General features: G+C 34.0%; 19 protein-coding genes. 7 read left to right on the top strand and 12 right to left on the bottom strand.

Features of this window, described 5'->3' with window-relative positions; all coding sequences use genetic code 11:
* The first annotated feature begins 495 nt into the window (after positions 1-495).
* On the top strand, positions 496-1,824 hold the full coding sequence (locus RBR53_11630) for an acetyl-CoA hydrolase/transferase C-terminal domain-containing protein (GenBank protein ID MDY0133301.1): 1,329 nt from the start codon (positions 496-498) through the stop codon (positions 1,822-1,824).
* 72 nt (positions 1,825-1,896) lie between these two features.
* Here the strand turns inward: RBR53_11630 and RBR53_11625 are convergent, their stop codons facing one another.
* From RBR53_11625 to RBR53_11595, 7 genes are all read right to left on the bottom strand, one after another.
* Positions 1,897-2,724 carry a thioesterase family protein gene (locus RBR53_11625; protein MDY0133300.1) on the bottom strand — a complete coding sequence of 276 codons (828 nt, stop codon included), beginning with the start codon at positions 2,722-2,724 and terminating at the stop codon, positions 1,897-1,899.
* A gap of 252 nt (positions 2,725-2,976) precedes the next feature.
* A complete protein-coding gene (locus tag RBR53_11620) occupies positions 2,977-4,428 on the bottom strand; it encodes a lytic transglycosylase F (GenBank protein MDY0133299.1) in 1,452 nt (483 codons plus the stop codon).
* A gap of 108 nt (positions 4,429-4,536) precedes the next feature.
* Entirely contained in the window at positions 4,537-4,767 is a 231-nt protein-coding gene (locus tag RBR53_11615) for a thioredoxin family protein (protein MDY0133298.1), read from the bottom strand.
* Positions 4,768-4,792: 25 nt separating this feature from the next.
* On the bottom strand, positions 4,793-6,094 hold the full coding sequence (locus tag RBR53_11610; GenBank protein MDY0133297.1) for a permease: 1,302 nt from the start codon (positions 6,092-6,094) through the stop codon (positions 4,793-4,795).
* Positions 6,095-6,161: 67 nt separating this feature from the next.
* The gene (locus RBR53_11605; protein ID MDY0133296.1) at positions 6,162-6,434 is read right to left on the bottom strand and encodes a metalloregulator ArsR/SmtB family transcription factor; all 273 of its coding nucleotides are present in this window, start codon (positions 6,432-6,434) and stop codon (positions 6,162-6,164) included.
* A 245-nt stretch (positions 6,435-6,679) separates the two neighbouring features.
* On the bottom strand, positions 6,680-7,369 hold the full coding sequence (locus tag RBR53_11600) for an anaerobic ribonucleoside-triphosphate reductase activating protein (GenBank protein MDY0133295.1): 690 nt from the start codon (positions 7,367-7,369) through the stop codon (positions 6,680-6,682).
* Between the two features lie 97 nt (positions 7,370-7,466).
* Positions 7,467-9,560, bottom strand: a complete 2,094-nt coding sequence (locus RBR53_11595; protein ID MDY0133294.1) for a ribonucleoside triphosphate reductase — start codon at positions 9,558-9,560, stop codon at positions 7,467-7,469.
* A gap of 129 nt (positions 9,561-9,689) precedes the next feature.
* Between RBR53_11595 and RBR53_11590 the strand changes: the two genes are divergently transcribed.
* Positions 9,690-9,971 carry a hypothetical protein gene (locus RBR53_11590; protein MDY0133293.1) on the top strand — a complete coding sequence of 94 codons (282 nt, stop codon included), beginning with the start codon at positions 9,690-9,692 and terminating at the stop codon, positions 9,969-9,971.
* On the opposite strand, the gene RBR53_11585 is transcribed toward RBR53_11590, so the two are convergent.
* A complete protein-coding gene (locus RBR53_11585) occupies positions 9,931-10,521 on the bottom strand; it encodes a CoA pyrophosphatase (protein MDY0133292.1) in 591 nt (196 codons plus the stop codon). The genes RBR53_11590 and RBR53_11585 overlap by 41 nt on opposite strands.
* Entirely contained in the window at positions 10,518-10,943 is a 426-nt protein-coding gene (locus tag RBR53_11580) for a DUF255 domain-containing protein (protein ID MDY0133291.1), read from the bottom strand. Before RBR53_11580 ends, RBR53_11585 begins: the two co-directional genes overlap by 4 nt.
* Positions 10,944-11,091: 148 nt before the next feature.
* On the opposite strand from RBR53_11580, the gene RBR53_11575 reads away from it, so the two are divergent.
* The 5 genes from RBR53_11575 (at position 11,092) to RBR53_11555 (ending at position 19,542) form a co-directional block, all read left to right on the top strand.
* Positions 11,092-12,306 (top strand): HD domain-containing protein, encoded by a 1,215-nt coding sequence (locus tag RBR53_11575; protein ID MDY0133290.1) that lies wholly within the window; start codon positions 11,092-11,094, stop codon positions 12,304-12,306.
* Between the two features lie 421 nt (positions 12,307-12,727).
* Positions 12,728-16,258, top strand: coding sequence for a homocysteine S-methyltransferase family protein (locus RBR53_11570; GenBank protein ID MDY0133289.1), 3,531 nt, complete (start codon positions 12,728-12,730; stop codon positions 16,256-16,258).
* A 218-nt stretch (positions 16,259-16,476) separates the two neighbouring features.
* Positions 16,477-17,289, top strand: a complete 813-nt coding sequence (locus RBR53_11565; GenBank protein ID MDY0133288.1) for an MBL fold metallo-hydrolase — start codon at positions 16,477-16,479, stop codon at positions 17,287-17,289.
* Between the two features lie 164 nt (positions 17,290-17,453).
* Positions 17,454-19,031 carry a Na+/H+ antiporter NhaC family protein gene (locus tag RBR53_11560; protein MDY0133287.1) on the top strand — a complete coding sequence of 526 codons (1,578 nt, stop codon included), beginning with the start codon at positions 17,454-17,456 and terminating at the stop codon, positions 19,029-19,031.
* A 151-nt stretch (positions 19,032-19,182) separates the two neighbouring features.
* Positions 19,183-19,542 carry a DsrE family protein gene (locus tag RBR53_11555; protein MDY0133286.1) on the top strand — a complete coding sequence of 120 codons (360 nt, stop codon included), beginning with the start codon at positions 19,183-19,185 and terminating at the stop codon, positions 19,540-19,542.
* 52 nt (positions 19,543-19,594) lie between these two features.
* On the opposite strand, the gene dusB is transcribed toward RBR53_11555, so the two are convergent.
* The 3 genes from dusB to RBR53_11540 all read right to left on the bottom strand — a co-directional run.
* Complete coding sequence (gene dusB / locus RBR53_11550) at positions 19,595-20,584, bottom strand: tRNA dihydrouridine synthase DusB (GenBank protein ID MDY0133285.1); 990 nt, start codon at positions 20,582-20,584, stop codon at positions 19,595-19,597.
* Between the two features lie 162 nt (positions 20,585-20,746).
* Positions 20,747-21,100 carry a hypothetical protein gene (locus tag RBR53_11545; protein MDY0133284.1) on the bottom strand — a complete coding sequence of 118 codons (354 nt, stop codon included), beginning with the start codon at positions 21,098-21,100 and terminating at the stop codon, positions 20,747-20,749.
* 276 nt (positions 21,101-21,376) lie between these two features.
* The coding region (locus RBR53_11540; protein ID MDY0133283.1) for a TonB-dependent receptor at positions 21,377-22,372 on the bottom strand (996 nt) is incomplete at its 5' end.

Genomic DNA, 22,372 nt, shown 5'->3' with positions numbered 1-22,372 from the left:
TTTCAGATACTTATCCTCTTTTTTAACAAATTAGACATTTCAAATAAAGAAGTTTTGTTCTTCAGCTAAACTTACTAAAATCAGCTCTAAATTCCAATTTTTAAAGATATTTTCCACTCTTATAACCTGGAAACTAGAATTTAATCTGGCAAGGAAAACTTCAATTCCTATAAAATATTATTGTTTAAAACAATGTTGAAAAGTATTTGTTTAATTTCAAATACTTAACTCTTTTTTCAACAAATTCAACTTTTTTTGAAGCAGATTTGTTTATAAAAACCGAATTTATTGTGATTGTACTCCGAGTTTAACTCAAATCACTGAGATAACAAGAGCCGCTTGATTAAAACAGTGGTTTTAAGGGCTAACCCTGGAACCTTTTGACAGTTAAAAAAGAGGGTTATATATAATTCTTTTACTAAAAATTTAATTGTTAATTTTAAAAATAAAAAACAGACTTTTATATATTTTAACTTCAGACAAAAAGAGGAAAAAATGAAAAGGGATTTTAAGGGTGAATATCAAAAAAAACTTGTTTCTTCAGATGAAGCAGTAAAAACAGTAAAGTCGGGTGACAGGATTTTTTATAGTGAGTTTACTCTTTTTCCGGAAACACTTGATGAAGCTTTGTCAAAAAGAATTACTGACCTTGAAAATATCAATGTTGAAGGAACCTGTTTTACCAAACTATCCAAGCTTGTAGCTCAAGATCCTGAAGGTAAACATTTTACTTTGAATGATTGGCATTTTGGGGGAGTAAGCAGGAAACTTCATAAAGAGGGGCTTTGTAATTATATTCCTCTTACCTACCATCAGGGGCCCAGGCTGATAAGAAAATACAGAGATTATGATCTTGCTTTTATCAGCGTTGGTAAAATGGATTCAAAAGGCTATTTTAACTTTGGTATTTCAAATTCTATAACACCGGCTGTTATTGAGAAGACAAAAAAAGTAATTTTAGAGATAAATGAAAATATTCCCCAATGCCTTGGAGGCAACCGCGAATCAATTCATATTTCTCAAGTTGATAAAATAGTTGAAGGAAAATCAAATAAACTTCCTGAAGTGCCTTCTATGTCACCTTCAGAAATTGATGTAAAAATTGCAGAGCATATAATGAAAGAAATAGAAGACGGGTCTTGTCTTCAGCTTGGAATAGGTGCACTTCCCAATGTTATTGGAAGCCTTATTGGAGAAAGCAAACTTAAGGATCTGGGTGTTCATACAGAAATGCTTGTGGACTCTTTTGTTGATCTTTACAACAAGGGCATAGTAACAGGGGCAAACAAAACCATAGACAAATATAAAATGGTATACACTTTTGCTTTAGGAACATCAAAGCTTTATGATTTTATAAATTCACACCCTTCCTGTGCTTCATATCCTGTAAACTATATCAACGATCCAAAAATAATAGCTGTAAATGAAAAAGTTGTTGCAGTAAACAATGCGGTTGAAATTGATCTTTTTACCCAGGTGTGTTCAGAAACAGCTGGAACAAGGCAAATTTCAGGAACAGGAGGGCAGCTAGATTTCATAGTTGGAGCCTTTGGTTCTAAAGGAGGAAAAGGGATAATAGGCCTTAGTTCAACTTATACTGACAAACAAGGAAAAATACATTCAAGAATAGTACCCACTCTTAAGCCAGGGTCAATTGTGACTTTACCAAGATCTCTGGTTCAATATGTGGCAACTGAATTTGGAATAGTTCAGCTTAAAGGTAAGTCAACTTTTGAAAGGGCAAAAGCTCTTATAGGCATTGCTCATCCTGACTTTAGGGACGAACTGACTAAAAATGCAATGGATATGAATATCTGGAGCTGATTTCATTTTAAATGTTTAGGATTGTCATCACCCCGGGGTTTTATTTGTGGTGATGACAATGATAGATAATTATTATTCTCTAAAATATAGAATCTGGGATGTGGTAGCCAGAAGAACTTTATCTTCTGACCATATTTCACCGGATTGATCGCAATAATTGTTGTGAATCCTGCTGCTTTCAACATCTACAAGAACAAAACCATCTTCTTTATCATTGAGCTCTTCTATTGTTGAATGAAAATATACAGTAAAGGACACTGTTCCTGTTGGAACAAAGTTGTTTCTTCTAACATAAACCCCGGGCACTGGAGAGTCTGCAAAAGATGCTAAAGATAAAAAATCCATTTTTCGTTTAGGATTATCTCTAATCCACTGGGTGATATTTGATGCTTTAAAAGGCTCTTCTCCTTTTATTTCTAAAAAAGGAGGCATGCTTCCTCTTATTGGTCTTACGTCGTATTGGTTAAACCATGAAGGAAGTCCTTTTATTGAGAAAGAATCAATTTCATTGACATCCGGAACTTCGGGCATGGTTTTTTCCTGGCTGGACCAGGTTTCTCTTCGGTTTGCTGTTACAATTGTTGCTGTTGCAGCTATTCCGTCATCCTGAGATAGGGTTAGATACCAGTGCTGGGTAGAGCGGTTTGTACGGACAGGAAGAGGTTTTATTTCAAATTTTCCGTTTTTTACAGGAGCAGCATAGTTTACTGTCAGTGCCAGGGGATCTCCAAGACGCTGTGGGTGAATCATTACTGAATTGAGAAGAACTGCCGCAATAATCCCTCCATAAGGGCCCACCATGTTTTCATAAAGAGCTGAAGTTTCCCCTATATATTTATCTTCTTTTTTTGTTAAACTGATAGCTTGATCAAATGGATGAAGACTTTGTTTTTCTGTCATTTTTTTCCTCCTCTAAAAATACTTTTTGTTCAAAACTCTAGGTTTTTGTTTATAAAATTGTTTAAAAATAAAGTTAAAAAAACAGATACTTATTTAACTTTTAAACAAAATGAACTTTCTTTTTTGATTATACTTTTCTTCCCTGGCTAACTAATAGTGTAAATTACTTTATCAATCACCCCTTTAAGTTGTAAAGAGGTGGATTCAATTTTATTTTGGTGGTTTGTCAAAAAGGCAGTCTTTGAATAATCCTTATTTGCTGTGTTCAGAAAAAATATTATTGTAAAGAAGGTAATATCTATTGATATTGCTCACATATTCCACAGGCTCATTTCCAATCGTTTTAAGAACACCGATTTCTACATTTCTAAACCATTTATTGGGATCAAGTCCCATTTTATCAGCTTGTTTTCTTGCTTGTCTTATTTTGGCAGGGCCTGCATTATAAGCTGCAAGAGTCAGTCTTATCTGGTCATTTTCATCAATTTCAGGATCTGAAAAATATCTGTTTCTGATAAAATCAAGGTATTTTACTCCGGCATGGATATTGTTTTCAGGCTTGGTTACCTCTTTAATATTTATGTTTTTATCACCAGCAGTTGAGGGCAGAATCTGCATTACTCCCACTGCTCCTTTATGGCTTGTTTTTGAATTATCAAAGCCTGATTCTTGAAAAGCTATGGCCATTATCAAAAGCCAGTCAAAATTATATTTTGATGAATATTTTTTTATATAATTTTTGTAAGTGTTCAAGTTTTCCCAATTTTCAAGCTCACCTGGGTTTTTTAATTTTTCTGAGTCTTTATAATACCTGTTGAAAAATATATTTCCAATAAGACTTCCTTGTTTATGTTGTTTTAAAAAGCTATTCAGGCTTTTTTTTAGTTCAGGGTTGTTTTTTCTCACTGCCCAGGCTATTTGAGAATTTTTTCTTAAAATTATTTTTTCATGGATTTGAATGTTTTCAAGAACTTCACTCCATATCTCTGCAATATGACTGTCAGCTATAGTTGCAGTGACTGCTCCGGAATTTACCATTTCAAGAATTTGTTCTGTTTCAACATTTTCGTCTATGGTTATAATTCTTACTTTTTTTCTTTTCATATTTTCAAGTTCGGAATTTAATAGTAAAAGACTTTCATAGTAGCTGCTGCTTTTTCTCACCCAGACTTTTTTTCCTGAAAGTTCATATTTGTTTTCCAGTAGAGCTTTATTTTTAGGAGTAACTACCACTTCTTTTATTCCTGAAAGATAGGGGGTTGTGAAATCAATTTCTTCTTTTCTCTGAGGAGTTATAGTAAGGCCTGCTGCTGCAATATCTCCATATCCCTGATTAAGCATGGGAATAAGTTCATTTCTTGATACAGGAATGAATTCCATTGCTGTTTTTAAATTATTGCGGCTTATGTTTTTATTGAGATAGTTTTCGTATTTTTTTAAAAGAGAATATTCATAACCAAATAAATTACCGTCTAATAAGTAAAAATTTGTTTTATTTAAAGTAGTTAAAACTCTTATGTATTTTCTTTCAGTAATTTTATCAAGATCGTCTTTTTTGCTCTTTTTAAGATGGGTGTCAAGAGAATGCACCAGGGTGTTTGTTTCCAGGATATTTGAATTGTCTTCCACTTTAGGGGTTTGAGTTAAAAAAAAAATACCGGAAGCTAAAACAATTATCAAAAATAATACAAATATTTTTTTCATAAAAAGTTCCTGTGCTCTTTAAGTTCAAAGGCTTTTTTTATAAGTTTTTTAATTTAAAAATATGAAACGCTTAATTTAAGTTTGACTTTAGGTTTTGTTTCCATTCTTTTATTTGAGCAGTTTTTTTATTTCATCAGGAGAAGGAATTTTTCCAACAACCTTTATTTTTCCGTCAACAGCTAAAGCCGGTGTCATCATAACTCCCATTGCCATTATTTGTTTCATGTCTGTTATTTTTTCAACTTCAAATGATATTCCTGATTCCTGGGCTGCTTTTTTTGCATTTTCCGCAAGCTTATTGCATTTGGCACATCCTGTACCTAAAATTTGTATTTTCATTTTATTTTCTCCTTAAATTATGTTTTTATCCAAAAATGGAACCATAAACAATTCCGCTTATTGTTGCCATTATTATTACAAGACCAATAAAAACTGCTGTTTTTTTATTTCCAAGAACACTTCTTATTACAAGCATATTTGGAAGGCTTAAGGCAGGGCCTGCAAGTAAAAGAGCAAGAGCCGGGCCTTTTCCCATGCCGTTTCCTATAAGTCCTTGCAAAATTGGAACTTCAGTTAAAGTTGCAAAATACATGAAAGCACCTGCAAAAGAGGCAAAAAAGTTTGAAGAAATTGAATTTCCTCCCACTGCTGAAGAAACCCAGCTGGAAGGAATAATCCCTTCATTTCCAACTCTTCCAAGTAAAAAACCAGCAATTAAAACTCCAAATAAAAGAAGGGGCATAATTTGTTTGGCAAAATCCCAGGATGAGCTGAACCATTCTTTTGTTTCACCTTTGTCAGTACTTGTAAAAACACTGAGGCCTATTGCACCCACAGTAAAAGAAACAAGAGGTTCTTCTGGAAATATAAATGCAAAAAGTGCAGTCACAAAAGCTGTTAAAGCTATTTTCCAAAGGGCAAGCTCAAACCACAGCCAGAGCATAATTGCAAAACCTGATGCAAAAACAGAAGTGATAATCCATTTTAGATTATAAATTTCTGCCCAGATTCCTGAAGTTTCACCGGGTTTTCCCCAGTTTGCAAAAACAAGAATTCCTACCATTGATGCAAAATAAAGACAGTCTTGCCATAATTTTCTTTTTGTTTCATCTTCAGGCAGAATCATTTGGGCATTTATTTTTTCCTCTTCTTCTTTTCTGAAAATAAACTGCATTAAAAGACCGATAATTATACTGAAAACTATTGCACCAACTGCCCTTGCAATTCCAAGTTCAGGGCCCAAAACTCTTGCTGTAAGAACAATTGCAAGTACATTGATTGCTGGCCCTGAATACAAAAAAGCGGCTGCAGGGCCAAGTCCTGCTCCCATTTTGTAAATTCCTGAAAAAAGAGGGAGAATTGTACATGAACATACAGCTAAAATTGTTCCTGAAACAGAAGCCACTCCATAGGCAAGAATCTTGTTTGCTTTTGCTCCAAGATATTTCATTACAGATGCCTGGCTTACAAAAACTGCAATTGCACCTGCAATGAAAAATGCAGGAACAAGGCATAAAAGTACATGCTCTCTTGCATACCATTTTGTCAGGTAAAGAGCTTCCATCACTGCAGTATCAAAGCGTTCAGCTCCAATGGGGAGATAAAAAAATATAAGGAAAACAACTATTATTGCAAAAAGCGGTTTCCATTCATTTTTCCATTCCATAAACCCTCCAATCCGTGTTTGGCTAATCAGCCAAATGTTCTTTGAGAAAATCAGATCTGTTTTTTAATTAATTCAATCTGGAAAATTTTAATTCAGATTCAATTACAGCTTCTACACATTTCATAAATTGCAATATGCACGGTACTTTAAGTCTGTAAAAAACTTGTTTCCCTTGTTTTTCAGAATCCACTATTCCTGCTTTTTTTAAAACGGATAAATGTTTTGATACTGTTGAGAAATCAAAATCAATTTGATTTACAAGTTCGCGTACAGATTTTTCTCCATAATAAAGCTGGTCTATTATCCAAAGCCTTGTGGGGTGGGCCATGGCCTTGAGTATTTTTGCCCGTGCTTCATAAGTGGATTTTTCTTGGTTTTCCAGACCGGCCTCCTTAAAAAATAAATTTAATCATTTGATAATATGGCCAAATAAGATTTGTGTCAAAAGAAAAATTGATTTATTTTTATTAAGATAATCTGATTCAAATATTTTTGTTTATGAATTGTTTTAATGGAGGAAGATATAAAAATTCTGAGGATAAGGAGTTTAAAATATTCACAAATAAGATTAAAATGCTCAAGAACTTATTTATATTGACGGATATATTCTTCAGCTTTTGACTTCAAATTTTTAAATTCATCGTCTGAAAATTGTTCAATTCCATCAAAAAAATCAGGATCTAATACTTTTTTATCCTTAAATTTTTGGAGGACATATTTTTTAGTGCCTTTGATTTCTTTTATAATTTCTATAAGGTTTTCTTTTGTAACAAAAGGTTTGGCAGATGTTGTCCTGAAATAATAATCTGTATTTGAACTGATTATAAGGTTTATTGATTTTCTTAAATTTTCCTCAATATTTTTTTCATTTGTGATAAGTTTATTGTACTGGTCAAAGGGTGTCTTAATGTCCATTGCAACAAGGTCTAATAAGTTTTCATTTAAAAGTTTTTCCAAAATATGGGGCCTGCTTCCGTTGGTGTCCAGTTTTACCAGGAAACCCATTTTTTTAATTTCTTTTGTAAATTTTAATATATCTTTTTGAAGACAAGGCTCTCCTCCTGTGATTACAACAGCATCAATAAAGCCTTTTCTGGCTTTAAGAAAATCAAATATTTCATCAGGCTCAATATCGGATTTGTTTTTTTCAAAAGGAATCAGCTCGGGGTTATGGCAATAAGGGCATTTGAAATTGCACCCTCTGGTAAAAACAACTGAAGAAATTTTTCCCGGGAAATCTATTAAAGAATTTTTTTGCAAACCGCCTAAAATCATTGTCCATACCCTTTTAAGTTTGAAAGCCTGGCTGGGATAAACAAACAGCCCTTCTTTATTATTTTAAGAAAGGGCTGTTATTTTAAACCACGTTAAATCAAGAGGCTATGTTAAAAACTTTTCTTTTTTCAAATTCTGTAAGCTTACCGTTGTTCCACTGCTGAACAGGACGAAGATAACCAACAACCCTTGAATAAACTTCTGTTTGTTCTTCGCATTTTGGACATAGATGATGTTCACCTGAAAGATATCCATGGGAAGGACAGACACTGAAAGTCGGAGAAAGAGTGAAATAGGGAAGCTTGAAGTTTTCAGCAATTTTTCTGACAAGTGTTTTTGTTGATTCAGGATCTATAATTTCTTCACCAAGGAAAAGGTGGAAAACAGTTCCCCCTGTGTATTTTGTCTGAAGCTCATCCTGAAGAGAAAGTGCTTCAAAAATATCATCTGTGTAGTTTACAGGAAGCTGGGAAGAGTTTGTATAAAAAGGCTCTTTTCCATTTTTAAAATCTGCTTCGTTTGCACAGATAATTTTTGGATATTTTTCTTTATCTTTTAGTGCAAGGCTATAGGAAGTTCCTTCTGCAGGGGTTGCTTCAAGGTTGAAAATATCTCCTGTTTCTTCCTGGATTTTTTCCATTCTGGATCTTATATAGTCCATTATTTCAACTGCAAAAGCTTGGCCGTTTTTGGAACCTATGTCTTCTCCTATAAAGTTTAGGCATGCTTCGTTCATTCCGTTTATCCCGATTGTGGAAAAATGATTTTTCCAGTAGACCCCTGTTTTTTCCTTGATATTTCTCAAATAGAATTTTGAATATGGGTAAAGGTTTCCTTCAGTAAACTTTTCAAGAACTTTTCTTTTAATTATAAGACTGTCTTTTGAAAGCTCAATAAGATCATTAAGGCTTTTTTTGAAGTCATCTTTTGTATCAGAAAGATGGGCAACCCTTGGAAGATTTATTGTAACAACGCCTATTGAACCTGTAAGCGGGTTTGCTCCAAAAAGCCCTCCGCCTCTTTTTCTAAGTTCTCTGTTATCAAGACGAAGACGGCAGCACATGGATCTTGCATCTTCAGGGTCCATATCTGAATTTATAAAGTTTGAAAAATATGGGATTCCGTATTTTCCTGTCATTATCCACATTGGATCAAGGGTTTCATTATCCCAGTCAAAATCTTTTGTAATATTGTAGGTAGGAATCGGAAAAGTAAAAACTCTTCCCTTGGCATCACCAGCCATCATTATTTCTGCAAACGCCTTGTTTAAAAGATCCATTTCCTTTTGGAACTCGCCGTAGGTTTCCTTTTGGGGAAGACCGCCGATTATTGCAGGGGTGTCCTTTAAAATTGAAGGAGGGTTAAGATCCATTGTTATATTGGTAAAAGGAGTTTGAAATCCCACTCTTGTTGGAATATTTATATTAAAAACAAACTCCTGCAATGCCTGCTTAATGTCTTTGTATGAAAGATTGTCATATCTTATAAAAGGTGCAAGAAGGGTGTCAAAGTTTGACACAGCCTGGGCTCCTGCTGCTTCTCCCTGAAGGGTATAGAAAAAGTTTACAAGCTGTCCAAGGGCAGATCTAAAATGCCTTGGAGGAGCTGATTCAATTTTACCTGCAACTCCCTTGAATCCTTCCATGAGAAGATCCTGAAGATCCCAGCCCACACAATATACAGACAAAAGACTTAAGTCATGAATATGAATGTCTCCGTTTTTGTGAGCATCTCTTATTTCAGGGGGGTAAATTCTGCTTAGCCAGTATTCTGCGGTGATATCAGATGAAATATAATTATTTAAACCCTGGAGAGAATAGCTCATATTGCTGTTCTCTTTTATTTTCCAGTCCATTTTTTCAAGATAATTGTCCACAAGATCAACATTTTTTTTTGTGGCAAGATTTCTTATCTGATTATGCTGCTCACGGTAAATTATATATGCTTTTGCAGTTTTATAGTATGGAGAATCAAGAAGAACTCTTTCAACTATATCCTGAATATCTTCAACGTAGGGTTCTGCTCCAAGTCTCATTTCACGAGCAAGGCTCAATACTCTTAAAGTAAGCTTTTTTGCTTCTTTTTCAGTAAATTCACTTGTGGCTTCTCCGGCCTTTTTTATTGCGTTTGTAATTTTTGAAGGGTCGAAATCCACCACCCTGTTATCTCTCTTTCTTATTTTTTCAAACAATGTTACTCTCCTTAAAATTAAAACCGATTGAAAGTGCTATTATACAATATATCGATATGTTTTTTTGTTTATAACTATATATAGTATGTTTTTTTGATTTGGTCAACTAAATTAAACTAGAAATTTACAATGAAAACTAAAGAAAAAAATTTTTCAGGGAAAATAAATTACTCCTGGTATGACTCTGATGGGTTATGTATTTTTTTTATTATTTTTGCCTATCTTATTTTTATTTTTTCAATTTTAGGGATTTTTGCAGCCTTGCAAAAAGACTATACAAATCTTGTGATTAAAATCCCCATAGCTTTATCAATAATGTCCTTTTATATTTTATTTTCAGTTTCAACTCGTTTTTATAAAAGAAGAAAAATTAATAAAGCTTTAGAGTTTCTTGATTTTTACAAAAAATAGGGGCAGAAATTTCTAGAAAATGGTGGATTGCTCTTGCGGTTACTCCCCAGATTGTAAGATCTTCCACAGGATATAGCAATTCTTCAATTCCCGGGTCTCTTCCTGTAAAATTTTTCTTTATATGGGTTTCAAAAAGATTTGAAAATGGGATCTCAACCACCCTGGATATTTCAGTTTCAAGGGGAGTGATTTCTTCGTTTTCATCATAAAAGCCTGCAAAAACTTCAACGCAGATACTTCTTAAGGTCATATAATGCCCCAGAGAGCCTGCAATTTTTACTTTTTTTATACCAAGCTCTTCTTCAACTTCTCTTAAAGCCGTGTGAAGAGGAGATTTATCTTCTTCATCAACTATACCTCCGGGGAAGGCAACCTGGTTTGACCAGGGGTATCTCGGGTTTTCAGCTTTTAAAATTCCAAGAATGGAATTTTTTGAGTTTTTACCTATGAGAAGAGCTGTTGCAGCATGCCTAATCCCTTTCAGCCGAGGCTTTGAAGGGTGGGAGCAATTGTTTGTCAATTCTTCTAATCTGTTTAAATCAAGGATCATTCTTTGTATTTTCCAAGGTTAATTGTTTCAATAATTTTAATAAATGTATCAGAAGGGATATATCCAGGTCTTTTGTAAATCCCTGTTTTTATATCAGACTCCATAAAAATGCTAGCTGGGATAGGTCCGATTCCGTAAAGTGCAGCGGTATTCTGATCTTTATAAACATCAACCTTAACCGGTGTAAAATTTTTATTCAAATATTTTGCCACTTTTTTATTTTTAAAAGTATCATTTTCCATTTTTACACACCAGGGACATTTTGCAGAAAAAAAATAAATATACATTTTTTTATCTGTTTCCAGGGAAACTTTTGATCCGGTTTTATAATCAAGCCAATTAATTTCATCTGCTGAAGCTGAGAAATGCGTTAAAAAAACAAAAACAACAGCCAAAGCAAGGTGTTTGAAATTTAATCTCATTTTTTCTCCTTTAATTTCTGGTACATTGAAAAAGCTGTACCTTAAGTTGATTGTTTATTATTTATAAAAAAAATCAAGTGAAAATTAAACTTGGTCAGTCTATTTAAGAGACAGTTCTTTTATAAAAGTTACATGGAGGTCTTAAAAAATGGAAAAAATAATTACAAGGTTTTTTGAAGGGGCTAATATCCAGAGATGGAATGATCATGTAAGACCTGTTGAGTTTACCGAGCTTGACAAGCAGGCCCATAAAACTGTTATTGCCTATATTCTGGCTAAAATGGAAGAAGATGTAAGAGATGCTCAAATAGACTGGGTTAAGCTTATAGAAGGAAGTATTTTTGAGTTTTTACACAGAACTGTGCTTACAGACATAAAGCCCATGGTTTTTCACAAGCTCATGCAGGAAAAGGGAAAAGAACTTAATAACTGGGTTTTTAAAAAGCTTGAGTCTGAGCTTTATGAGGCAGGAGAAGGTTTTAAAAAACGATTTGAAAATTATTTTCTGGACAGTGATTATGCAAAAGCAGAGAAAAGAATATTAAAAGCAGCACATTATCTTGCCACAAACTGGGAGTTTCAGATTATTTATAAAACCTTCCCTGATTTTTACGGAATTGAAAAAACAAAGGAAAGCATAGAAAATGAAATTGAGGACCATTATGACCTTATAGGTGTTCAAAAAATTTCATTAAAAAAGAAATCTTATGGGTTTTTAGATTTATGCGGACAATTAAGGCTTCAAAAACGTTGGGCCCAGTCACCAAGAATTCCAAAAACCTCAGTGCTTGGCCATATGCTTATAGTTGCTTTTTTATCTTATATTTTTTCCATGAAAAACAATTTTTGCAGAAAAAGAAAATATAATAATTTTTATTGCGGATTTTTTCATGATCTGCCTGAAGTCTTAACCCGTGACATAATTTCTCCAGTGAAAACCTCAGTTCCAGGTCTTGATGAAATTATTCTTGAATATGAAAAAAATCAGCTGGAAAATCAAATTATTCCCCTTCTTCCTGAATCATGGCATTGTGAAATAAACTATCTTTTGGAAGATCAATTTAAAAACAGGATAATAGACCCTGAAAACGGGAGTATAAAGTTTATTTATTCAGGTTCTGAAATGGAAAAATTCAATAAAGATGAATTTTTTCCTGTGGATGGAGAAATGATTAAAGGATTTGATCATCTTTCAGCTTTTGTGGAAACCTCACTGTCCATAAAAAGCGGAATAAAATCCAAGCATCTTGTTGAAGGGCATAAGTCTTTAAAAAAAGACTATGAAAACAAAATTATTTCCGGAATAAATTTTGGCGAGCTTTTCAAACCTTTTGAAATTGGGGATGAGTTGTTGTTCCTATGATTCATTAAGTTTTTATTAAGATGTATAATTGACAGGGATGGTAAATCAATATATCTTGATACGGTTATTTTTGTCTGGGTTTCCAGGCTTTAGTTCTATTTGTTTGTTGCTGGTTCATAGGCTTCAGCTCTATTTTTGCTGGTTCCCAAGCTTCAGCTTGGGAATGTAAGTATCTGAAAAAAACAGATCTTATTTGCACAGATTCATAAAGCAAGCTGATTAACCAGCAGGCTCTTTTATCTGGGACATGGGTTCCCAAACCAGAACTTGGGAATTAGCAGAAAAGATCTGGCTAATGGGCAGAGCTCTGGCTTGGGAACCTCGATTTATATAAACAATTAAATTTAAATTTTGAAGTCTGGGAACAACCATAGACTTTTTTATTCAGCTAATAGTTAAAAAATTTATTCCAGGAGTATATATGTCAGGTTTTCTTGAAGCAATTAAAAATCAGGTCATTGTTTTTGATGGTGCAATGGGCACAATGATAAGAAATTACAATCTTACCCCAGATGATTTCGGAGGGGAGGAATTTGAAATGCTTTCCGATATCCTGTCCCTTTCAAAACCTGATATAATAAAGGATATCCATTTTGAATATTTTAAATCAGGGTGTAATGCGGTTGAAACAAATACCTTTGGAGCATGTCCTTTAAGACTTAAGGAATTTGACTTTAAAAATCTTGATGATTCTTTATTTCCCGAGGAAATAAGAAAGCTTGATCTTAAAAACAGGTCATATGAAGAAATAGCATATTATATGAATGTTAAATCATGTGAAATTGCTAAAAAAGCCTTGGAAGAAATAAAAAATTCACCAGATTATGATGGAAGGCCTCTTTTTGTAGTTGCTTCAATCGGGCCTTCAAATTTTGTTCTTTCTCCAACAAGTGCAGATCTCCACAAGGGAAGCTGGGAAGAGATAGAAGAAAATTTTTATGTTCAGGCAAAAGGTCTTATTGATGGGGGAGCAGATGTTTTTCTTTTTGAAACCCAGCAGGATGTTCTTGAAATTAAAGCAGGTGTTTCAGGTGCATTCAAGGCAATGAAAGAAAAAAATGTAAAAATTCCTGTAATCTGCCAGGTAACAGTAAATGAGCATTCCAGAATGCAGATATTTAACACAGATATTCATTCAGCTCTTACAACTCTTGCTTTTACAGGAATTGATGTTTTTGGAATAAATTGCTCAATAGGCCCTGACCTTATGGAACCAACAATAAAAAAGATTTCGCAGTATTCTCCCCTTCCTGTTTCTGTTCTTCCAAATGCAGGTCTTCCTGAATCTGAAAACGGTGAAACTGTTTACAAGCTTTCACCAGAAGATCTTACCTCTTATCTTGAAAAATTTGTTGTAGAATATGGAGTAAATATTGTTGGAGGGTGTTGTGGAACATCTCCTTTACACATGAAGGAAGTGTGCAGCCGTGTAAAAGGTAAAAAGCCTTTTGACAATAGAAAGGATAAAAGACTTTATATTTCAGGACCCCAGGAAGCAGTTTTGCTTGACTCAACTGATGAACTTATAAGAATTGGTGAAAGACTCAATATCAGAGGTTCAAAAAAAGTAAGGGTTGCAGTTGAAAATCCTGATTCAAAGATTGATTTTGATGTTTTGGAAGAGGTTGTAAATGAGCAGTCAAAGGATCTTGGGCTTTTGGTTCTTGATGTTTGCATGGATTCCAATCAGGTGGAAACAAAAGATGTGCTTCCAATGGTTATTCAGGGAATTACCCATGATTTTAAAGGTGTTTTATGTATAGATTCTTTTGATGCAGATGCACTTTCCAATTCAGTTAAATTTTATCCCGGACGTCCGCTTTTAAATTCCATTTCCATGGAATCCCATGAAAATACAACAAAAGCAGATTATATTCTTGAAAAAACAGCATTTCATTCTCCTGCATATATAGCCCTTGCAGCAGATGATGAAGGCCCTGCTGTAACGTCTGAAAAAAAATATGAAATAGCTTTAAAACTTGTTGAAACAGCTGGAAAATACAATATCCCGCCTTCCCAGCTTTTAATAGATATAAATGCTTTTCCCATAGGTTCTGAATCTGTTGAAGGAATGAATTTTGCAATTGAATCATTAAATTCCATTCCTCTTATAAAAGCCATTGCTCCCGGAATTAAAACAACAATTGGAGTAAGTAATCTTACAAACGGTCTTGCAAAAAAACCATATATGAGAAAAGTCCTTACTTCTGTATTTTTGGATGAAGCAAGAAAAAAAGGCCTTGATGCAGCAATTGTAAATCCAAATCATTATGTTCCTGTAAAAAGTCTTGATGAAAAAGACTATAAACTTGGGCTTGCTGCTGTTCTTGAAAAGGATATGGATGCCTTTGCAAAACTAGAAGAAATTGCCCTTGTAAAAAAAGGCAAGGTAGTTGAAAAAAGGTCTTCCTATGAAGATCTTGGTCCTGCCCAAACAGTATCTGAAAAAATCAAGGACGGATTCAAATCAAGGAAAAAAGGAAGTCTTGTTTTTGAAGGAAAAGAATATTTTTATTCAGATTCAATTGTAGAAGATGCTGCCCTTGCAATAAAAGAAATAAAACCTCTTGATTTTATAAATGAATATTTAATGGAATCAATGAATGTTTTGGGAGAAAGATTTGCAAAAGGGGAAGCTTCACTTCCCCATCTTTTAAAAGCTGCTGACATTATGAAAGAGGTTATGAATTTCCTTGAAAAATTAATGAAGGGAGATGACCCTGTTTCTGAATTTAAAGGAACAATTGTAATTGGAACAGTTTTTCAAGATGTTCACAGTATTGGAAAAGACCTTACAAAAACTCTTTTTGAAAACTATGGATACAGGGTAATTGACCTTGGGGTTCAGGTTCCTTTGGAATCATTTATTGAATCAGCCATTAAGTATAATGCCGATGCCATAGGAATGAGTGCTCTTCTTGTTCAAACTTCAAATCATATGCTTTCAGTTGTTAAAATGATGAGGGAAAAAAATATTGATATCCCTGTTTTTATTGGCGGAGCCCCTGTAAATTTAAAACATGCGGCATCTGTTGCAATGAGTGGAGCAAAAAATTATGAAGATATAAAACCAGATGTTTTTTACTGTAGAACAGCTATGGACAGTGTAAATCTTATTGGAAAACTTCTTGGAGAAAAAAGAGCTCAAACAATTGAGAATAATAAAATTGAACTTTTAAAAGTAATAAATGAGCAAAACCAGGAAAATACAGAAAAAACTAAGCTTTCCCAAAGAAAAATCAAGGCTTATACAAACAAATTATCTGCCTTTCCTGTTGAAATAATTGAAAAAAAAATAAGTGAAATAAATATAAGAGAAAAAAATCTTTTTATTACAAATTGGAAATTCAAGCCAGAAGAACTTAAAAACAAATCAAATGAACTTAAAAAAGAGTTTGAAAATCTTAAAATCAGGGCCCAAAAAGAAGAACTTATAAAACCTCTTGCAGCAGCAGGAATTTTTCCATGCAAAAAAAACAATGATTCAATAGATATTTTCAATCCTTTAAATCCCGACGAAAAGCTTGGAACAATAAAAACCACTCAAATAAAAACAAAAAAAGATCAATTTAAGATTGCTGATTATATAAATGATAAAAATGATTTTATAGGAATCCAGATTGTAACTTCAGGAAATGTTGTTGCTAAAAGTGTTGATAAACTTTCAAAAGAGGGAGATTCTGAGCGGGGATATCTTTTAAACGGTCTTGCAAACAGAATCGCAGAAGATTTTGCTTCAGATATAAATCATTATCTTGAAAAAAAAGCAGGGGTAAGTTTAAGCAAAAGATTCAGCCCTGGATATCCAGGATTAGATATTGTTGAAAATATCAAGCTTTTCAAATTTTTGGGTGCAGAAAAACTTGGAATCAAAGTAACTGATTCAGGAGAATTTATCCCAAGCTGTACTACAGCTGCCATAGTTTGTTTTCATCCTGATGTTTCCTATTGAAAAACTTTTAATTTAGGATTGACTCTTTGCTGGATTAGCTATTATCTTTGCCTTTAAAAAAAACTGAGCGTTTGTTCTGTTTTATGGTTAAGCTAAAATAAAACCTGATTTTTTTGATTAAACTGTTTTTGTCCAGTTTATAGCAAAACAATAATTTAAAATTTTATTTTAGCTTAAGCCGTAAAATTTAATCTCTCAAATATTTTAAAGGCAGGCCAATGCAAAAAAATTACCCAGAAATCATACCAATTAAAATCGGCAACTTTTCTGTCAGGTTTCAAGATCTTGGAGTCAAGCTTCCTTCCATTGAAAACATTCCTTGTTTTGTTTTTTTAATTAAAGAAAAAAACAACTCTCCCATTTTGGTTGACACAGGATTCAGCCCTTTTCATGTGCCTGGTTCAGGTTCTGATTTTAAAATTGAAAAAAGTCTTGAACAATCCCTTGAAGACCTTGGATATTTTCCAAAAGACATAAAAAAAATAATCATGACCCATCTTCACTGGGATCATACAGGAAACCTTCCTTTGTTTAAAAATGCTGATATTTATGTGAATAAAGATGAAATAACAGGACTTCTTCATTTAATGCCCAATGAAGAAACTTATTTTGCCCCTGATTATTTTGTTGAAAGCCTGGACAGGTTTATTCTTACAAATCATAGCTTTAAAATTTCTGAAAATATAGAAATAGTCAAAACCGGATTTCACAGTTTTGGTCATCAGGTTGTAAAAGTCAGAACAAATGGAAAAACTATTGTTTTGGCAGGAGACGCTCCTTTTTCCTATTCAGATTTATGGAAGATAATTCCTGACTTTGCCTGGGAAATGTATAGGAAAGAAAAAGGAAAACAATTTTACTGGAAAGAGGGTATTTCTGAAAAAATTGTAAAATTTCTTGAAAAAAGAAAAATTGAAAATTCAAAGCCTTTTGAAATGAAAGCTCCTGTTTTTGAAAAGGATGATATTGTTTATATTGCCCATGATACTTCTCTTGATAAGACTTATAAAAACAAGTCAGTATTAAATTGATTTTTATGTTTTCAATAAAAAATTGGTTGGAGTTAAAGATTTAAAAAACTTCTATCTGATTGTTTTTAAATTGAAACAAAGCTCTTTGGCTTTTAATATCCCTGTAGTTATGCTAAGAAATTTTGTTTTAATAATATAAATTTTTAAGGGGAGGATTTTTAATTATGGAGGGAGAAGCCGTAACCTTTACCTATGGTGCTTTGGCCCTGGTACCGCCTGTGCTTGCCATAGTGCTTGCAATTTGGAAAAGGCAGGTAATAGTATCTTTAACACTCGGTGTTTTTGCCGGAGCAACAATTGTCAACAATTGGAACCCTTTGACAGGGCTTCTTGATACTTTTTCAAAGTATATTGTTGAAAAATCTCTGGCTGACGCATGGAATGTGGGTATTATTGTTTTCTGTCTTGCAATTGGAGGGCTTGTAGGTGTTATGTCAAGAATCGGGGGAACCCAGGCCATTGCAGAAGCAATAGCAAAAAAAGCCCGGGATACAAGATCAACTCTTTTTGCAACTGCTCTAATGGGAATTGCTATTTTTTTCGATGATTATGCAAACTCAATGATTGTTGGAAATACAATGAGGCCTATCACCGATAAATACAATATTGCAAGGGAAAAGCTTGCATATATTGTTGATTCTACAGCAGCACCAATTTCTTCGATCTGCCCTATTTCAACATGGATTGCAATGGAGCTTGGATTGATAGCCACTGCTTTTACAGCTCTTGGAATTCAAGGCAACTCAATGGTGGCCTTTGTACATACAATTCCTTACAGATTTTATTCGCTTTTTACAATTGCCTTTGTTTTTATGATTGTTTTGATGAAACGTGATTTTGGTGCAATGTATAGGGCTGAAAAAAGAGCAAGAACTACAGGTCAGGTTTTTGCAAAAGGTTCAACTCCAATGATTTCAGAGGATAAGGATCTTATGCCCGATGAACCTGGAACCGGCTCTATCTGGGCAGCAATTGTTCCTCTTTCTCTTTTTGCTGTGACTACTGTTTTGGGCCTTTGGTACAATGGCTATGAACCAGGAGGTACAATAAGAGAAGCTTTTGGAAATGCTGACGCTTCAGTTGTTCTTACCTGGGCTTCTTTTATTTCTTCAATAGCTGCAATTATAATAGGAAGACTTTCAGGCAAGTTTAATATCTCAGAAGGTGTTGATGCCTGGGTTGCCGGCCTTAAAACCATGCTTATTGCTGTTATAATTCTAACACTTGCCTTTTCACTTAAAGCAGTAATAACTGATATGCAGCTTGCAGAATGGATTGTTGCAAAAACAAAGGATGTTTTGTCAGGGGCATTTTTACCTTCTCTTACATTTCTTCTTGCTTTTTTCATTGCCTTTGCAACAGGAACTTCATGGGGAACAAATGCTATTTTAATGCCAATAATTATTCCTCTTGCAGTTGCAATTTCAGGAGCTTCAACAGAAGTAACAACTCTTATGTACTCTTCAATGGGTGCTGTTTTAACAGGTGCTGTATGCGGAGATCATTGCTCACCTATTTCAGATACTACAATTCTTTCTTCCACAGCTTCAGGTTCAGACCATATTGATCATGTAAAAACCCAGATGCCATATACACTTACAGTTGCAGGTTTTGCTCTTTTATTTGGTTATGTGCCCACAGGTTTTGGAGTTTCTCCATGGATTTCACTTCCTGTTGGTATAGTCGGACTGGGAGTGTTTTTAATGGTTGTTGGAAAAAAAGTTGAAGATTCCACTCTTTAATTTATGAATTAATAAATCAGGGCAGATTTGATTTTGCCCTGATTTTTTCTATAAAATTAATTAATTCTTTTTAAATTCAAATTTAATTGTAACCTTTTTACTTAATTCATCTCTTTAAAAAAGACAATCCAAACCCATAAGGAGAAATAAAATGAATGACAAGGTTCTTATTGTAATAGCAGCAGGGCTTGATAATCCAAACCGTTCAACAAGGGGAATTCATCTTGCAACAGTTGCACAAAAGCTTGGAAGGGATGTAAAAGTTTTTCTTTTAGATGATGCTGTTTTTTTAGCCAAAAAAGGTCTTGCAGATAATCTTTATGCTGCAACAGGTGATTCATGTGCAGATCTTTTATTGCATCTCCAAGAATTTGAAGTTCCAGTTCTTGCTTGTACCCCATGTGCCCAGGCAAGGAAAATATCCCAGGATGATTTGATCGAAGGCTCAAGACTTGCAACAGCAGCAGAGCTTATTGAACTTTCTGCTGATCATGCGGTTATCAGTCTTTAATCTGAGTTAACCCGGCTTTTTTACCGTAGTAGCTGCCGGACAATCAGGGTTTTTAATTTAAATTGGCTTGATTGATTTGTTCAAGTTTTAATTTATAATCTTCAATAATTTCTAAACCCTTATTATGATTTGATATGTTTTTTATCTTTTCTTTAAAAAATGTATTATGGGGAAGTCCTCTTACAAACCAGGAAAGCCTGCTTCTCATCATTTTGCAGGCTGTTTCCTCCCCAAAATGTTTTATTGTTGATTCAAAATAAAATTTCATCATAACAAAATGTTCTTCCACTGAAACTTCTGAGGGCTTTTCGCCTTTTAAGGCCTGGTTTATTTCCCTGAAAATAAAGGGATTTGAAATTGAAGCCCTTCCTATCATAACAGCATCGCAATTTGTTTGCTCAAACATTTTCAAAGCATCTTCCCAGGTTTTTATATCACCGTTTCCAATTACAGGGAGATCAATACTTTTTTTTATTTTTTTAATAAGACTCCAGTCTGCTTTACCAGAAAATCCCTGTTTTGCAGTTCTTGGATGAATTGCAAGGGCATCAAGCCCGCAATTTTGGGCAATTTTAGCTATAAGAAGAGCATCATTTCCAGAATTGTCCCAGCCAGATCGTATTTTTACTGTTAAGGGAAGATTTATAGTTTTTTTTATTTTGGTAAATATTTTCTCCACTTTTTCAGGATCTTTCATAAGGGCTGAGCCAGAATTTGATTTTAAAATTTTTTTAACTGAGCAGCCCATGTTTATATCAATAATTTGAGCCTGGGAGCTTTCTTCAATCATTTTTGCAGCATCTGCCATTATATCAGGATCATAACCAAAAAGCTGAATTGAAAGAGGTTTTTCAAATTCAGAAGATTTGATCATGGATCTTGTTTTGCCTGAATTGTAAATAAGCCCGTTGGAACTTATCATTTCAGAGCATACAAGTCCTGCTCCCTGGGCTTTGCATATTTTTCTAAAGGGCAGGTTTGTTATTCCTGCAAGGGGAGCTAAAACTAAGGGGTTTTTTATTTCAATATTTTTTATTTTCAAAGAAATTCTCCAAAAGGCCTTGAATAGAAATATAAACAATTATGATAAAAAAGATGATTTAATGGGCCTGGATTTTGTAATATTCAGTCCATGAACCAGGGTGTAAAAACCAGGAATTTTTTTTGTATCCAGATATAATTGTTTTTGAGTTTTTCATTAATCTTATTTTTTTAAGCCGGGAAAGCTTAGGATTTTTCCACTGTCTTTTTGATTTTTTTTCTTTGGCCCAGGTTTTTTTTGTGGAGGAGGTTTTGGTTTAGATGGAGAAACTATTTTTTCAATCCTCATTTTTTGGCCTTCCATTGAAAATTCTTCTCCGTCAATGTAAATATCCCTTAAAATCCAGGTTATTTCCTGAAGAGGAACAATTAAAACAAGAAGGGTGAGATGAAACCATCCAGGCTTTGCATCTTCTGAAATATCTTCAACCCTGGCAAAAAATTGAGGGATTTCTTCTTTATATACAAGAACTATGTCGTTTACGTATGTTTTTTGAGGCTTAATCTTACTGCTCATTTTAATTATTAATACCTTTATTTAAAATTAATCTGTACAACCAGTGAAGAAATTACTCTGATTTATAAAAATTTCAAGGAAATTTATAATAGAATAGAGTAATTTTTAATTTTGCGGTTTATAAATCAGATTTTATCAGATTATCCGGCGCTTTTAAAAAAGAGGGCTTTATTGATTCATAATTTTTTAAGCTGAAAGAACCTGACTGTCAGCTGATGCTTATAAAAAAAAGCGGACAGAAGTCTGCCCGCTTTTGTATTTCATAGAAGCTGTGTCTTAGAATTTGTATGAAACTGTGAATCCTGCTCCGTAAAGAACACCTTTGTTGTCTTCTACATGAACTTTAACTTCCTGTCCAACAACTTCTCCCGAAAATACTTTGTTCAGGTTTTCTGAGTTTCCGTCAATATCTCTTGTGGGAATACTTCTTATGTACTGGAATACAGCGTCAATTTCCCACTTTTCAGTGAATTTGTATCCAAATCCAAGGTTGAAAAGTGTTCTGTCTGTATCAGGCCATCCCTGGTCGAATGTATTGTCAGGAATCGGTGTGGGGTCATAAACAACACCGCCTCTTAAAGCAAGCTTGTCATTAACAAGCCATTCTGCTCCAAGCTGATACTGCATTGTGTTGTCCCAGCGTCTTTTATAGACTGTATCTTCAACTTTAATTGTATCGCTTCCGCCTACAAGCATTGCACTGAGATCCGGATTTGCCATAATAACTTGTTTAGCAGCATCACTAAGATCAAGTGCTTTTACAAAGGCTTCTTTGTTATATTCCATTCTTTCTCTTTGATTTTCGTTTATTGACCACCTTGTCCAGGTAAGATCGAATTCAACTGAAAATCTGTCTGAAAAAGCATATCTTACACCGCCCTGAACCTGCTCAGGATGATCATAATCCATCTGAATTGAGCCTACAGTAGTTCCGTTAAAAAGGATATCTCCTTCAAAATCAGCACTGGTTCTGCTTCTGTATGTAAGACCAAGACTTAATTTGTCTGTAGGCTTGAAAAGCACACCTGCATTCCATGAGTAGTTGAAATCATCATCTGTTTCAAGTTCTATTTTATTTAAATAGCTCCCTTTTTTATCAGTTAAATCATCCTCATATTGTAATAAAGCTTTTGCATTAGCTTCTGGAATTCCTTTTTCAACAGCTATTTCTAAAACCTTCATTTTAAATGGGTTGGCCTTATAAGTTCTTCCAGCGTTACACTCAGACTGCCCAAGGCTTACACCAAAACCGAATGAAAGCTTGTCACTGAA

This window comes from Desulforegulaceae bacterium (assembly GCA_034006035.1).
GTDB lineage: Bacteria > Desulfobacterota > Desulfobacteria > Desulfobacterales > JACKCP01 > JACKCP01.
This window is presented reverse-complemented; position numbering and strand designations above follow the sequence as displayed.

Coding starts and splice junctions, on each gene's coding strand:
- RBR53_11630 (MDY0133301.1), top strand. CDS start 496: ATGAAAAGGGATTTTAAGGGTGAATATCAAAAAAAACTTGTTTCTTCA.
- RBR53_11625 (MDY0133300.1), bottom strand. CDS start 2,724: ATGACAGAAAAACAAAGTCTTCATCCATTTGATCAAGCTATCAGTTTA.
- RBR53_11620 (MDY0133299.1), bottom strand. CDS start 4,428: ATGAAAAAAATATTTGTATTATTTTTGATAATTGTTTTAGCTTCCGGT.
- RBR53_11615 (MDY0133298.1), bottom strand. CDS start 4,767: ATGAAAATACAAATTTTAGGTACAGGATGTGCCAAATGCAATAAGCTT.
- RBR53_11610 (MDY0133297.1), bottom strand. CDS start 6,094: ATGGAATGGAAAAATGAATGGAAACCGCTTTTTGCAATAATAGTTGTT.
- RBR53_11600 (MDY0133295.1), bottom strand. CDS start 7,369: ATGATTTTAGGCGGTTTGCAAAAAAATTCTTTAATAGATTTCCCGGGA.
- RBR53_11590 (MDY0133293.1), top strand. CDS start 9,690: ATGAAAACTAAAGAAAAAAATTTTTCAGGGAAAATAAATTACTCCTGG.
- RBR53_11585 (MDY0133292.1), bottom strand. CDS start 10,521: ATGATCCTTGATTTAAACAGATTAGAAGAATTGACAAACAATTGCTCC.
- RBR53_11580 (MDY0133291.1), bottom strand. CDS start 10,943: ATGAGATTAAATTTCAAACACCTTGCTTTGGCTGTTGTTTTTGTTTTT.
- RBR53_11575 (MDY0133290.1), top strand. CDS start 11,092: ATGGAAAAAATAATTACAAGGTTTTTTGAAGGGGCTAATATCCAGAGA.
- RBR53_11570 (MDY0133289.1), top strand. CDS start 12,728: ATGTCAGGTTTTCTTGAAGCAATTAAAAATCAGGTCATTGTTTTTGAT.
- RBR53_11565 (MDY0133288.1), top strand. CDS start 16,477: ATGCAAAAAAATTACCCAGAAATCATACCAATTAAAATCGGCAACTTT.
- RBR53_11560 (MDY0133287.1), top strand. CDS start 17,454: ATGGAGGGAGAAGCCGTAACCTTTACCTATGGTGCTTTGGCCCTGGTA.
- RBR53_11555 (MDY0133286.1), top strand. CDS start 19,183: ATGAATGACAAGGTTCTTATTGTAATAGCAGCAGGGCTTGATAATCCA.
- RBR53_11545 (MDY0133284.1), bottom strand. CDS start 21,100: ATGAGCAGTAAGATTAAGCCTCAAAAAACATACGTAAACGACATAGTT.